The 13,827-nt window shown below is 63.3% G+C and carries 14 protein-coding genes; 5 read left to right on the top strand and 9 right to left on the bottom strand.

Features of this window, described 5'->3' with window-relative positions:
• Genes AC58X1_RS02045 through AC58X1_RS02015 form a run of 7 tightly spaced genes read right to left on the bottom strand, consistent with a single transcriptional unit; the run spans window position 1 to window position 4,915 of the window.
• On the bottom strand, window positions 1-675 hold the full coding sequence (locus AC58X1_RS02045) for an urease accessory protein UreF (protein ID WP_150569382.1): 675 nt from the start codon (window positions 673-675) through the stop codon (window positions 1-3).
• Entirely contained in the window at window positions 675-1,220 is a 546-nt protein-coding gene (locus tag AC58X1_RS02040; protein WP_101319029.1) for a HupE/UreJ family protein, read from the bottom strand. Before AC58X1_RS02040 ends, AC58X1_RS02045 begins: the two co-directional genes overlap by 1 nt.
• 12 nt (window positions 1,221-1,232) lie before the next feature.
• Window positions 1,233-1,730, bottom strand: a complete 498-nt coding sequence (ureE, locus tag AC58X1_RS02035) for an urease accessory protein UreE (protein WP_150571947.1) — start codon at window positions 1,728-1,730, stop codon at window positions 1,233-1,235.
• A gap of 10 nt (window positions 1,731-1,740) precedes the next feature.
• The gene (ureC, locus tag AC58X1_RS02030; protein WP_150569384.1) at window positions 1,741-3,444 is read right to left on the bottom strand and encodes an urease subunit alpha; all 1,704 of its coding nucleotides are present in this window, start codon (window positions 3,442-3,444) and stop codon (window positions 1,741-1,743) included.
• Window positions 3,441-3,758: an urease subunit beta gene (locus tag AC58X1_RS02025; protein ID WP_101319023.1), complete on the bottom strand. Its 318-nt coding sequence runs from the start codon at window positions 3,756-3,758 to the stop codon at window positions 3,441-3,443. Before AC58X1_RS02025 ends, ureC begins: the two co-directional genes overlap by 4 nt.
• A gap of 10 nt (window positions 3,759-3,768) precedes the next feature.
• Complete coding sequence (locus AC58X1_RS02020) at window positions 3,769-4,071, bottom strand: urease subunit gamma (protein ID WP_101319021.1); 303 nt, start codon at window positions 4,069-4,071, stop codon at window positions 3,769-3,771.
• Window positions 4,072-4,081: 10 nt separating this feature from the next.
• Entirely contained in the window at window positions 4,082-4,915 is an 834-nt protein-coding gene (locus AC58X1_RS02015) for an urease accessory protein UreD (RefSeq protein ID WP_181107165.1), read from the bottom strand.
• Between the two features lie 282 nt (window positions 4,916-5,197).
• Between AC58X1_RS02015 and AC58X1_RS02010 the strand changes: the two genes are divergently transcribed.
• The 5 genes from AC58X1_RS02010 (at window position 5,198) to AC58X1_RS01990 (ending at window position 10,668) form a co-directional block, all read left to right on the top strand.
• Window positions 5,198-5,563 (top strand): glyoxalase superfamily protein, encoded by a 366-nt coding sequence (locus AC58X1_RS02010; RefSeq protein ID WP_101319019.1) that lies wholly within the window; start codon window positions 5,198-5,200, stop codon window positions 5,561-5,563.
• A gap of 188 nt (window positions 5,564-5,751) precedes the next feature.
• Window positions 5,752-7,332, top strand: a complete 1,581-nt coding sequence (locus tag AC58X1_RS02005) for an ABC-F family ATP-binding cassette domain-containing protein (protein WP_181087815.1) — start codon at window positions 5,752-5,754, stop codon at window positions 7,330-7,332.
• A gap of 107 nt (window positions 7,333-7,439) precedes the next feature.
• Entirely contained in the window at window positions 7,440-8,459 is a 1,020-nt protein-coding gene (locus tag AC58X1_RS02000) for a branched-chain amino acid aminotransferase (RefSeq protein WP_497428194.1), read from the top strand.
• 168 nt (window positions 8,460-8,627) lie between these two features.
• Window positions 8,628-9,308, top strand: coding sequence for a response regulator transcription factor (locus tag AC58X1_RS01995; protein WP_101319013.1), 681 nt, complete (start codon window positions 8,628-8,630; stop codon window positions 9,306-9,308).
• A complete protein-coding gene (locus AC58X1_RS01990; protein WP_181087814.1) occupies window positions 9,286-10,668 on the top strand; it encodes a sensor histidine kinase in 1,383 nt (460 codons plus the stop codon). Before AC58X1_RS01995 ends, AC58X1_RS01990 begins: the two co-directional genes overlap by 23 nt.
• A gap of 36 nt (window positions 10,669-10,704) precedes the next feature.
• Here AC58X1_RS01990 and cysS read toward each other — a convergent pair whose 3' ends face one another.
• Together cysS and AC58X1_RS01980 are read right to left on the bottom strand one after the other, a co-directional pair.
• Complete coding sequence (gene cysS / locus AC58X1_RS01985; protein WP_150571941.1) at window positions 10,705-12,087, bottom strand: cysteine--tRNA ligase; 1,383 nt, start codon at window positions 12,085-12,087, stop codon at window positions 10,705-10,707.
• A 9-nt stretch (window positions 12,088-12,096) separates the two neighbouring features.
• Window positions 12,097-13,800: a glutamine--tRNA ligase/YqeY domain fusion protein gene (locus AC58X1_RS01980; protein ID WP_101319007.1), complete on the bottom strand. Its 1,704-nt coding sequence runs from the start codon at window positions 13,798-13,800 to the stop codon at window positions 12,097-12,099.
• Window positions 13,801-13,827 lie beyond the last annotated feature (27 nt).

Genomic DNA, 13,827 nt, shown 5'->3' with positions numbered 1-13,827 from the left:
TCAAGAACGGAACAAACGGGTGTATTGGGTTTCGTGACGCGACGAGGCGATGGCCAGCAGCGGCAGGCCGCCGCCCAACTGCTCGTCGTCCAGCTCCAGCGCCATGTCCAGCACCGCCGGCAGTTCGGCGGCCAGGTCGCGCAGTACGGTCTGCGCCGCCTGCTGGCCAAACGGCACCAGCTTGACGCCGGCCATGACCGCGCCTTCCAGCCAGGCAAAGCCGAGCCCCAGCGCCAGCTGGCGTAAAGGAATTGCCCAGTGCACGGCGAGCCATGCCATCGCGCCTAGCTGGGTGAGTTCAAGCTGCGGCCGCCAGGCAAGGTCTTGCCCGAGCTGCCAGCCGTCAAGAATGCGCGCCAGCGCGTAACCCCGCTGGCGCTCTTCAAGGCGCAGCTCGGCGGTCTCGCGATTGGCCAGGAGAAACTGACTCCAGTGCCCGAAAGCCTCGACGTCAGCACGCTCGCACGCGCGGTACAGGCGGGCCAGCAGCGGCCAGTCGAGATAACCGAGGGTGTCGTGCAACTGCTCACGCTGCCAGTTGCAGAAACCTTCGGTGGTGCTTACCCAGCCGGCCTCGACCGCCCACTCCAGCCCTTGCGAGTAGGTGAAGCCACCCACCGGCAAGCCCGGGCTGGCCAGCTGCAGTAAACGCAGCAACGCCAGGTCGCTGCTCATCAGCCGACCAGCATGACAGCGGCCGACGCCAGCAGGCCGCCGCCACAGGCTTTCTGCAGCTTGGCGTGGCGGCGTAGCAGGCAACCGACGGTAAAGCCCGCGGCGAGCAACAAACCGCTGACGGTAACGAACCCGGCACTGAACAGCCAGAAGGCGCTTGGGGTTGCTTCAACGCCATGTGCCCAGCCGTGGAACAGCGCGAACAGCGGCATTGCCAGGGCCAGTAACACTTGCCGGCCAGGTACCAGCAACGCCGCTGCTGCCACCAATAGCGAGCCGACGATCATGCTTTCCATGCCCAGCACCCCACCGAACAGATGGCCAAACACAGCACCGGCAAACATCGCTGCCAGGGTTGCCAGCGGCAACAGCAGGTTGCGCCGGGTCAAGGCCGCCAGCACGCCGGTACCGAGCAACATCAGCAAGTGATCAAGGCCGGTCAACGGATGCAGCAGGCCATCGTGCAGCGGGCTGCTGTCATGACCGGGGTGCGCGAAGGCCGGTACGGCCACCAACAGCAGGGCAAGGGCGAGTGTCTTTTTCATCTGGGTTCCTTATTAATGGGCAGCGGGCATACGCACGAAGGGGTGATCATTGCCGTGGGCATGGCTGTGTGGCGCACTCTGGTAAGCGCCGGCTTCAGGCTCGAACGGTGCCTGCTCGACCGTGACCTGCAAGCCAAGGCCACGGACCATGTCGTCCAGCACATAGTCATGCTGATAACGCAGCAGGCCGGCATCGATCTGCAACGGCACGTGGCGGTTGCCCAGATGATAGGCTGCCCGCGCCAGCAGCAACGGGTCGCTGCAGCGCACGGTCGAGACCGACTCTGCAGCAGCCAGCACGCGCACTAGGTGCACGCCGTCGGCATCGCCGAGTAGCTCGCCGCCACGCAGCAGGTGGCCACGCTCAAGCATCAGGCCGGCATCACGGCCATCGTCCAGAGTCACCCGCAGGCGGCTCTTGATCCGGCTATCGACACTCAGGGTCACCGTGCCGGTAATCGTCTGTTCGGCGCTGTCGGCGGCACTGATGCGCCGGTTGAGAACAATCATGGGTGCTCCTTCAAAACAGAAAATAGCGCTGCGCCAACGGCAGTTCGCTGGCTGGCTCACACACCAGCAGCTCACCGTCGGCACGCACCTGATAGGTTTGTGCATCGACTTCGATCTGCGGTTGCAGCGTGTTCAGGACCATGTCGCGCTTGCGCACCTGGCGGCAGCCCTTGGCCACGCCGATCAGGCTCTGCAGGTTGAGCTGCTCGACCACGCCCTGATCGAGCGCTGCCTGCGACACGAAAGTCATGCGTGTGGCATGGCGAGCGGCGCCCAGTGCGCCGAACATCGGCCGGTAGTGCACAGGCTGCGGCGTTGGAATCGAGCCGTTGATATCGCCCATCGGCGCGGTGACAATCATCCCGCCCTTGATCACCAAGGCCGGTTTGACCGCGAAGAACGCAGGTTTCCAAAGCACCAGGTCAGCCAGCTTGCCGACTTCCAGCGAGCCGACTTCATGGGCGATGCCGTGGGTCACTGCCGGGTTGATGGTGTACTTGGCGATGTAGCGCTTGACCCGGAAGTTGTCACTGTAGTCGCTGTCGGGTGCCAGCGGACCACGGCGCAGCTTCATCTGATGGGCTACTTGCCAGGTGCGAATCACCACTTCGCCAACTCGGCCCATGGCCTGCGAATCGGACGAGGTCATGGCAAATGCGCCCATGTCATGGAGGATGTCCTCGGCGGCAATCGTCTCACGGCGAATGCGCGACTCGGCAAACGCTACGTCTTCGGCAATGCTTGGGTCGAGGTGATGGCAAACCATCAGCATGTCGAGGTGTTCGTCGACGGTATTGACGGTGTACGGCAAGGTCGGGTTGGTCGACGAAGGCAGCACGTTGGCCTGCCCTGCTGCGCGGATGATGTCCGGGGCATGGCCGCCGCCGGCGCCTTCGGTGTGGAAGGTATGAATGGTGCGGTCGCCGATGGCGGCAAGAGTGTCTTCGATACAGCCCGATTCATTGAGTGTGTCGGTGTGGATCGCGACCTGGATGTCCATCTCTTCGGCCACGCTCAGGCAGCAGTCGATCGCAGCCGGAGTCGATCCCCAGTCTTCATGCAGCTTGAGCCCGACTGCGCCAGCAGCGATCTGCTCGCGCAGCGCTTCAGGGCGCGAGGCATTGCCCTTGCCGAGCAGGCCGATATTGATCGGCAGGCTGTCGGCCGCTTGCAGCATGCGCGCCATGTACCAAGGGCCAGGTGTGCAGGTAGTGGCGTTGGTGCCGGTGGCCGGCCCGGTCCCGCCGCCGATAAACGTGGTGACGCCACTGGTGAGGGCCTCTTCGACCTGCTGCGGGCAGATGAAGTGGATATGCGAGTCGATGCCGCCAGCGGTGACGATCTTTCCCTCGGCGGCGATGACCTCGGTGCCAGGGCCGACCGGTACGGTGACGCCAGGCTGCACATCCGGGTTGCCGGCCTTGCCGATCATGGCAATCCGCCCGTGTTTGATGCCGATGTCTGCCTTGACGATGCCCCAGTGGTCGATGATCAGTGCGTTGGTCAGGACCAGGTCCATCGCCTCGGCCGCCAGCATCTGGCCCTGACCCATGCCGTCACGGATGACCTTGCCGCCGCCGAACTTGACCTCTTCACCATAGATGGTGAAGTCTTTCTCGACCTCGACCCACAGCGCCGTGTCCGCCAGGCGTACCCGGTCGCCCACGGTCGGGCCGAACATGTCGGCATAGGCGCGACGCGACAGCCGGCTCATGCGCTGCCCTCCAATGGGCCCATCACCTTGCCCTGAAAACCATATATCTCGCGCTTGCCGGCGTAGGCCACCAACTGCACGGTACGCGCCTGGCCGGGTTCGAAGCGCACCGCGGTGCCGGCCGGGATATCCAGGCGAAAGCCCAAGGTAGGCTCACGCTCGAACACCAGTGCGTCGTTGACTTCATAGAAGTGGTAATGCGAGCCGACCTGTACCGGCCGGTCACCGTGATTGGCAACCTTGACGCTGACCGTTGCCCGGCCCACGTTGAGCTCGATGTCGCCAGCGGCGACTTGGATTTCACCCGGAATCATGCCGGCCTCCTCAGACGATAGGATCATGAACGGTCACCAATTTGGTGCCGTCAGGAAAGGTTGCCTCGACCTGCACGTCATGGATCATTTCCGGTACGCCGGGCATGACCTGATCGCGCCGCAGCACCTCACGGCCAAGGCTCATCAGTTCGGCGACGGTACGGCCATCGCGGGCCCCCTCCATCACCGCGGCGCTGATCAACGCCAGGGCTTCCGGGTAGTTGAGCTTCAGGCCACGGCCCAGGCGGCGCTCGGCCAGCAATGCGGCAGTGAACAGCAGCAGCTTGTCTTTCTCTCTGGGGGTCAGTTCCACGGCGTCTCTCTCAGGTAGCCCAGATGCGCGGCGGGCATGGCGCCAGGCCGAGAACAGCCGGGCGCAGCACATGCCAAAGGCGCTGCAGGGTGTGTTGCAGATGTTGGTTGTCGTGATCGAGCAGGCGGATCACCAGCAGCTCGCCCAGCAGGGTTGCCCCGACCGGGTTGCCAAGGCTGTCGAGCAGCTCGCGGACCTGCTCCAGCAACGCCTGGTCAGCGGGCGCGGCGCAAAAGGTCGCCAGCAGTGGATGCCCGCCGACCTTGTCCAGGCGCCCGCCCTCGATGCGCAGGCGCTCGTGAAGGCCCGGATCACCCGGCAGCTCGACGCGCAGGCGGCTGTCCAGCGCGCCTTGCTCGAAGCGCTCGTTCATTACCGGACGGCCCAGGCATAGCGTTTCCCAGGCGAGCAAACGCGCGCCCGGCTCCAGGGTGAAGCGGCTGTCCAGGCTTGCCCTGGCGCCGGAAAAGAAGATGCTGTCCTGAGGCAACCATTCCAGGGTGCTCCCGGCCTGCAGGTGAAAGTGCTGATGCAAGCGCGCGGTCGGGCCGATGCTGCGGTAGAACTTGCTCGCACCGGGCATGGTCAGCAGCGCGTGGCTGCCGGCTTCCAGCTGGATGTCCAGCTCAAGCCGGTCGCCGGCGACGATGCCGCCTGGCGGGTGCAGGATGTACACGTGGCATGGGCTGCCTTCCGGATAAAACGGTCGTTGCACCAAAAGAGGTCCGAAATGCTTGCGCGCACCAAGGCGGGTCACGCCGTCCCGTTGCACAAAGCGCAGTTGCAGGTAGGCGCTCCACCCGCTGTCGTCGTCTTGCTGCTCGATCTGTTGCGCCAAAGACATCCTGGCCCCCTGAAAATCCCGGCCCTGCGGCCTTGAGCCGATCAGCATGGCGCCGTTGCGCGCCGCGTCTGACCAGTCGATCAATTTTGCTTGGGGGATGCTTTGCAGATTGCGGGCCAACTTTGCCCTGGCGCGAGGCACAAAGCGCTCTGGCAAGAGGCACCGGGGCGCATGCCGCACACTTAGAGGGCGTCGCCCGGCCCCGTTTCAGTGCTGCCAGGTTGGTGCTGGAGGACGCGAAGCGGGTTACAGTAGCGCCTTCAGCTGACCAAGGAAGTCACCATGCAATTAGCCCCTGCCATCCCGATCCTGCGGATCTTCTCGGTCGACAAGGCCAAAGAGTTCTATCTCGATTTTCTCGGGTTCACGCTCGATTGGGAGCACCGGTTCAGCCCGGATCTGCCGCTGTACGCACAAATCCGTCGCGATGGGCTGATCCTGCATCTGTCGGAACACCACGGTGACGCCTCGCCCGGCTCGACCATCTTTGCCCGCATCGACGACCTGCGCGCGCTGGAGCGTGAACTGCAGGACAAACAGTACGGCTATGCCCGCCCCGAGGCCGAAACCGTCGATTGGGGCCTGCAGATGCAGATCTGGGATCCGTTCGGCAACCGCCTGCGCTTCTGCCAGCAGAGCGAAGACTAACGGTTGCCCTCGGCCAGCCGGCCTGGCCGGGTCAGGCTTTACCCATGCCAGGGTATCCGCTAGGCTTGGCCTTCATCCCCTCAAACAGGTATTGGTCCAATGCGCTATTGATGCCGCCGTCACTTCGACGGCCAGCCTTCAGCCCTCAGCTCTCGCCTGGGGATGTCGCGGCATGAGTGGAGTTGTGCATGACCAATACCTCGATCCTGACGCTGGACGGCGTCACCCTGGCCTTGCCCGATGGCAGGCAGCTGTTTGCCCCTATCAGTGAATCCTTCGACCAACGCCGCACCGGCCTGGTCGGTGTCAATGGCGTCGGCAAGAGCCTGCTCGGGCAGATCCTCGCCGGCTCGCTGGCACCCAGCGAGGGTCGCTGCCTGCGCAGCGGCCGGGTGCATTACCTTCATCAACATTTTGTAAGCCAGTGCAGCACAGTTGCAGAGCTGGCGCAGGTGGGTTCGGTCGTTGCTGCGCTGCAGCGCATAGAAGCAGGCAGCGCTGACCCGGCAGATTTCGACGTAGTGGCTGAACGCTGGGATATCCGCGAGCGAGTGCAAGCCCAGCTGGACCGCCATGGGCTCGGCCAGCTTGAGCTGGAGCGCGATGCAGCGAGCTTGAGCGGGGGCCAGGCGATGCGTGTGGCGCTGATCGGCGCGCTGGTTAGCCAGGCCGATTATCTGATCCTTGATGAGCCGAGCAACCACCTCGACGTGGATGCTCGCGAGCAACTGCACCAGATGCTGCTGGGCTGGGTCAAAGGCCTGCTGGTAATCAGCCACGATCGCACCCTGCTTGGGCACATGCAGCGGATTGTCGAGCTGACGCCGCAAGGCCTGCGCAGCTACTCCGGTGACTACCGGCACTATGAGCACGCCAAAGCGCATGAACAGGCGTGTGCCCTGCACACCCTTGATCGCCTCAAGCACGAACGGCGCCGTCAGACGCAGGTGCTGCAACAGCAACGCGAGAGCCTCGAGCGACGGCAAGCCGACGCGGGGCGCCAGGCCAGACAGGCCAATCAAGCAAAAATCCTTATCGGCCGTCAGCAGCAGCGCAGCCAGGCCACTGCCGGTAGACAGCAGCGCGAACACCAGGCAGCCGAGGCCAAGCTGCACGCGCAACTGCGCCAGGCCAACAAGCAGGTAGAACGCAACAGCCCCATCGTCATGCACGCGCCGGACGCTGGCCGCAGCCAAGGCAAATCGGTGCTGAGCGTCAGCGGCTTGCAGTTGCCCCGGGGCAGCCAGGCGCCGCTCGATCTACATCTGCGCAGCGGCGAGCACATGGCTGTGATCGGTGCCAACGGGACCGGCAAATCGACACTGTTGAAGGTGCTGGCGGGCCAGCTCCAGGCCAGCGCAGGTAGCTTTCAGGTATACGGTGAGGTCGCCCTGCTCGACCAACATTACAGCCTGCTGCCCGCCGAACTGAGCGCCCTCGCCTTCCTGCGCCTGGCCAACCCAGGGCTGGCCCACAGCGAGGTGCGGACCCGCCTGGCACAATTGGGCCTGGACGCGGCAAGGGTGGAGATGCCCACTGCCCTGCTCAGCGGTGGCGAACGGCTCAAGGCCGCTCTGGCCGGGCTCCTCTACCGCCAGCGTCCGGTCGACCTGCTGCTGTTGGACGAACCGAGCAATCACCTCGACCTGCCGTCGCTGCTGGCGTTGGAACGGATGCTCGATCAGTTCTGCGGTGGCCTACTGGTGGCCTGCCATGACCAGGCCTTTTTACAACGCCTGCAACTGCACGATTCGCTACGGCTTGGATGAATCTGAGACTGGACGTTTCCGATCTGCGGCGGATGTATTATCGTGGCGTGGTGCGCAAATAACAGCAGCCCGAGTGATCGGGCATCTGCAAGACAATCGAGGGTGTCATGAGTAACGAGAGCATTAACTGGGACAAGCTGGGCTTCGACTACATCAAGACTGACAAGCGCTTCCTGTCCGTGTTCCGCGATGGCGAGTGGGACAAGGGCACCCTGACCGATGACAACGTGCTGCACATCAGCGAAGGCTCGACCGCCCTGCACTACGGCCAGCAGTGTTTTGAAGGCCTCAAGGCCTATCGCTGCAAGGATGGCACCGTCAACCTGTTCCGTCCGGATCAGAACGCCCTGCGTATGCAGCGCAGCTGCGACCGCCTGCTGATGCCGCGGGTGCCGACCGAGCAGTTCATCGAAGCCTGCAAACAGGTAGTCAAGGCCAACGAGCGGTTCGTGCCGCCACACGGCAAGGGCGCTCTGTACCTGCGTCCGTTCGTGATCGGTACCGGTGACAATATCGGCGTGCGTACCGCACCTGAGTTTATTTTCTCGGTATTCGCGATCCCGGTCGGTTCGTACTTCAAGGGCGGCATGACCCCGCACAAGTTCCTGATCTCCGATTTCGACCGCGCCGCGCCGCAGGGCACCGGTGCCGCCAAAGTCGGTGGCAACTACGCGGCAAGCCTGCAGCCGGGCTATGAGGCGAAGAAAGCCGGCTTCGCCGATTGCATCTACCTCGACCCGCTGACCCACTCGAAGATCGAAGAAGTCGGTTCGGCCAACTTCTTTGGCATCACTGCCAACAACGAGTTCGTCACGCCGAAGTCGGCTTCGGTACTGCCGGGCATCACCCGCCTGTCGCTGATGGAGCTGGCCGAATCGCGTCTGGGCCTGAAGGTCATCGAAGGCGACGTACAGATCAACAACCTCGAGCGCTTCGTCGAGGCCGGTGCCTGTGGCACCGCGGCAGTGATCACGCCAATTGGTGGCATCCAGTACAACGACAAGCTGCATGTGTTCCACAGTGAAACCGAAGTCGGCCCGGTCACCACCAAGCTGTACAACGAGCTGACCGGCATCCAGAGCGGCGACGTCGAAGCGCCGGCTGGCTGGATCGTCAAAGTCGCGTAAGCGCTAACGCCATGCCCTTGCGGGGCAAGTCTGCTCTCACTTACCGCGTGCGGTTGGGTGAGAGTGGGCTTGCCCCGTAGTGCTTTTTAGCCAGATGAATTTTTCTTAAATCGCCGTTTGGCTATTCTTTGGCACAATCGAACCTCAATTCGCCGCCCAGGAACCAGCATGCCCCGCGTACTGACCATCGAAGACGACGCCGTCACCGGCCAGGAAATCGTCGCTGAACTGACCAGCCACGGCCTGGATGTAGAGTGGGCAGACAATGGCCGCGAAGGCCTGGCCAAGGCCATTGCCGGTGGCTACGACCTGATCACCGTGGACCGCATGTTGCCCGAAGTCGATGGCCTGACCATCGTCACCACCCTGCGCAGCCTGAAGATTGCCACGCCGATCCTGATGATCAGCGCCCTTTCCGACGTTGACGAACGCGTGCGCGGCTTGCGTGCCGGCGGCGACGATTACCTGACCAAGCCGTTTGCCTCCGACGAAATGGCTGCCAGGGTCGAAGTGCTGCTGCGCCGTAACAGCGTACCGATGACCCAGACCCGCCTGCAGGTGGCGGACCTCGAGCTGGACCTGATCAGCCATGAAGCCCGTCGCGGCGAGCAAACGCTGAACCTGCTGCCCACCGAATACAAGCTGCTCGAATACCTGATGCGCCACGCCGGCCAGGTAATCACCCGGATGATGATTTTCGAGGAGGTGTGGGGCTATCACTTCGACCCAGGCACCAACCTGATCGACGTGCACATCGGCCGCTTGCGCAAGAAGATCGACGCTCCCGGCCAGTGCGCACTGATTCGAACCGTGCGGGGCTCGGGCTATGCCATTGCTGAACCCGTCTAAAGGCTGGAGCTCGTCCACCAGTCGCCTGCTGGCGCTGTACAGCTTTCTCTTCGTGGCCTGGAGCAGCATCCTCATGGGGGTGCTGTATTTCGAGGTTTCTAGCTACCTGAACAAGCTCACCCGTCATTCCATGCTGCAGCGTCAGCATCTGTTTGCGCACATGAGCGGCAAGCAGCTGGACGACGCCCTGATCGCCAGCCAGGCTTTCGAAGAGCGCAGTTTCGACGCCTATGGCCTGTTCGACGCACAGCTCAATCCACTGGGCGGGCGTATCCGCGCCATCCCCAAGGAGCTGCGCCTGGACGGCAAGGTGCATGAGCTCAAGCACTGCCTGGACAGCGCCGACCCGGGCATGATCCACGAAACCTGCGACGCGGTTGCGATCAAGGTGCAGGACGGTCGCTGGCTGGTATTGTTTCGCGACAACGGCTCGTTGTTCGTGGTCACGCGGATCATCCTGGATGCGTTGCTGTGGGGCATCTCCCTGACCCTGATACCAGGCTTTGCCGGTTGGTACCTGCTGCGCAGGCGGCCGCTCAAGCGGATCCGCGCGGTGCAGGCCAGCGCCGAACTGATCGTGGCCGGCGACCTGACCCACCGCCTGCCACTGTCGGCCCGGCGCGATGAGCTGGACATGCTTGCGGCCATCGTCAACGCCATGCTCGACCGCATCGAGCGGCTGATGCATGAAGTCAAAGGCGTCTGCGACAACATTGCCCATGACCTGCGCACGCCCCTGACGCGGCTACGTGCGCAGCTGTATCGGATTCGCCAGCAGAGCGGCGAGGATTCTGCCCAGGCCGAGGCGCTGGATCAGGCCATCGGCGAGACTGACACGTTGATGGCGCGGTTTCGCGGATTGTTGCGCATCAGTGAACTGGAGGACCGCCAGCGCCGCGCCGGCTTCGTCCAGCTTGATCCACAGGCACTGCTGGTCGAGCTGCATGACTTCTACCTGCCGCTGGCCGAGGACCGCACTATCGAGCTGCAACTGGAGCAGCCAGCGCAGTTGTCGGCGCTGCACGGCGATCGCGAGCTGCTGTTCGAGGCGCTGGCCAATCTGGTCGGCAACGCGATCAAATTCACCCCTGAAGGTGGCCAGGTGCGCATTGCTGCCAGTCAGGATGCCAGCGGCGTGCATGTAGCGATCGAAGACAGCGGGCCAGGCATCCCGGAACAGGAACGCACCGCCGTACTCAAGCGTTTCTATCGGAGTGAGGAAGGTCATCGCCACCCTGGCTTCGGCCTCGGGCTGTCGATAGTTGCAGCGATCGTTGACTTGCACGGCTTCACCCTTGAAATTGGTGAAAGCCAATGGGGCGGCGCCAGGCTGGTCCTGCACTGCCCGCTCGCCAGCTGAACACCGGGGCCGCATTGCGCGGCCCCGGCACTGCGGTCAGTCAGCCAGGCGCCAGGTGGTGGCGCCTTTGCTGTCCTCAAGCACCACACCCATCGCCGTGAGCTGATCACGGATACGGTCCGACTCGGCCCAGTTCTTGTCAGTCCGAGCCTGCAGACGCGCCTGAATCAGCGCCTCCACTTCAGCGGCGTCGACCTTGCCCTCGGCGCCGGCCCGCAGGAAGTCATCAGCCTCCAGTTGCAGCACACCGAGCACCTCACCCAACTCGCGCAGGCGCCCAGCCAGGCCAGCGGCAGCCTCGACGTCTGTGTCGCGCAGGCGGTTGATCTCGCGCACCAGATCGAATAGCACGGCGCAGGCTTCGGGGGTGCCGAAGTCATCGTTCATGGCCACACTGAAGCGCTCGACAAATGCCTCACCGCCCGCAGGAGCGACCCGTGGCAGGCCGCGCAGTGCGTGGTAAAAGCGCTCAAGCGCACCTTTGGCGTCGCGCAGGCTGTCTTCCGAGTAGTTGATCGCGCTGCGGTAGTGGCTAGCCACCAACAGGTAGCGGACCACTTCCGGGTGATACTTTTCCAGCACGTCACGGATGGTGAAGAAGTTGTTCAACGACTTCGACATCTTCTCGCCATTGATGCGGATCATGCCGCAGTGCATCCAGGCATTGGCGTACTGCTTGCCAGTGGCCGCTTCGCTTTGCGCGATCTCGTTCTCGTGGTGCGGGAACTCGAGGTCGCTGCCGCCGCCGTGGATGTCGAAGCTCTCGCCCAGGCAGCAGGTGGACATCACCGAGCACTCGATGTGCCAGCCCGGACGGCCCGGGCCCCATGGCGAATCCCAGCTTGGTTCGCCCGGCTTGACGCCCTTCCACAGGACAAAGTCGAGTGGATCCTGCTTGGCCTCGTCAACTTCGATACGGGCGCCGATGCGCAGGTCTTCGATCTTCTTGCGCGACAGCTTGCCGTAACCGACGAACTTGCCCACCCGGTAGTACACATCGCCATTACCCGGTGCGTAGGCATAACCCTTGTCGATCAGGGTCTGGATCATCGCGTGCATGCCAGCGATGTGCTCGGTGGCACGCGGCTCCTGATCCGGCGGCAAGATGTTCAGGCGGCGCTCGTCTTCGTGCATTGCATCGATCATGCGTGCGGTCAGCGCATCGAAGGTCTCGCCGTTTTCATTGGCCCGGTTGATGATCTTGTCATCGATGTCGGTAATGTTGCGCACGTAAGTCAGATCAAAGCCGCTCTTGCGCAGCCAGCGAGTGACCAGGTCGAAGGCCACCATGCTGCGGCCGTGGCCGAGGTGGCAGTAGTCGTACACGGTCATGCCGCAGACATACATGCGCACCTTGTTGCCATCCAGCGGCTTGAAGGCTTCCTTGGTCTTGCTCAGCGTGTTGTAGATGTTAAGCACGGCGATTCCTTAGCTGCCCCAGGAGTCACGCAGGGTGACAGTGCGGTTGAACACCGGGCGGCCCGGCTGGGTGTCTTTCAGGTCGGCGCAGAAGTAACCCTCGCGCTCGAACTGGAAACGGTCTTCAGGCTGGGCGTTGGCCAGCGAAGGTTCCGCACGACAGCCGCTCAGCACCTGCAGCGAATCGGGGTTGATGTTGTCCAGGAAGCTGCCGCCCTCTTCGGTTTTCTCCGGGTTCGGCGAACGGAACAGGCGGTCGTACAGGCGTACTTCGCACTCGACGCTGGCCGCTGCCGGGACCCAGTGAATAACGCCCTTGACTTTGCGCCCCTCAGGGTTCTTGCCAAGGGTGTCCGGATCGTACGAGCAGCGCAGTTCGACGATGTTGCCATCGGCGTCCTTGATCGCTTCGTCGGCACGGATCACGTAGCTGCCGCGCAGACGCACTTCGCCGTTCGGCTCCAGGCGCTTGTAGCCTTTTGGCGGCTCTTCCATGAAATCGTCACGGTCGATGTACAGCTCACGGGCGAAGGGCAACGCGCGCACGCCCATGTCTTCTTTCGGGTGGCGTGGCAGCTCGAGGTTTTCGACCTGGCCTTCCGGATAGTTGGTGATCACTACCTTCAACGGCCGCAGTACACACATGGCGCGCGGCGCGGTGCGGTCGAGGTCATCGCGGATGCTGAACTCGAGCATGTTCATGTCGACCACTCCGTCCGAGCGGTTGGTGCCGATCATGTCGCAGAAGTTGCGGATCGAGGCCGGGGTGTAACCACGACGACGGAAGCCCGACAGGGTCGACATGCGCGGGTCATCCCAACCCTGCACGTGTTTCTCGTCAACCAGCTGCTTGAGCTTGCGCTTGGAGGTGATGGTGTAGTTCAGGTTGAGCCGGCTGAACTCGTACTGACGCGGGTGCGCCGGCACTGGCAGGTTGTCGAGGAACCACTCGTACAACGGGCGATGACCTTCGAACTCCAGGGTGCAGATCGAGTGGGTAATGCCCTCGATCGCGTCCGACTGGCCGTGGGTGAAGTCGTAGTTGGGGTAGATGCACCACTTGTCACCGGTCTGGTGATGGTGGGCATGGCGGATCCGGTAGAGGATCGGGTCACGCAGGTTCATGTTCGGCGAGGCCATGTCGATCTTGGCCCGCAGCACGCGCTCGCCATCAGCGAACTCGCCGGCTTTCATGCGCGCGAACAGGTCGAGGTTTTCTTCGACGCTGCGCTCCCGGAACGGGCTGTTCTTGCCAGGCTCGGTGAGGTTGCCGCGGTACTCCTTGGCTTGCTCCGGAGTCAGGTCGCAGACATAGGCGTTACCCGACTTGATCAGCTCGACCGCCCAGTCGTGCAACTGGTCGAAGTACTGCGAGGCATAGCGCACGGGACCGGTCCAGTTGAAGCCCAGCCACTTGACGTCGCTCTGGATCGCGTCGATGTACTCCTGGTCTTCCTTGGCCGGGTTGGTGTCGTCGAAGCGCAGGTGACAGGCACCGCCGAACTCTTCGGCCAGGCCGAAGTTGACGCAGATCGACTTGGCGTGGCCAATGTGCAGGTAACCGTTGGGCTCCGGCGGGAAGCGGGTGACTATCTGCGTGTGCTTGCCCGAGTCCAGGTCAGCCTGAACGATCGGCCGCAGGAAGTTTGCAGGGACGGCGGGAGCGCCTTTGGCAGCGGCGTTGGGCGCGTTGTCGGCAGTGGGCTTGCTCATAGGATCCTTGAATGCTGGTGTTCAGCC

The organism is Pseudomonas sp. PGPR N4 (genome assembly GCF_059693665.1).
The sequence above is the reverse complement of the archived record's forward strand: the minus strand, read 5'-3'. Positions and strand labels throughout refer to the sequence as shown.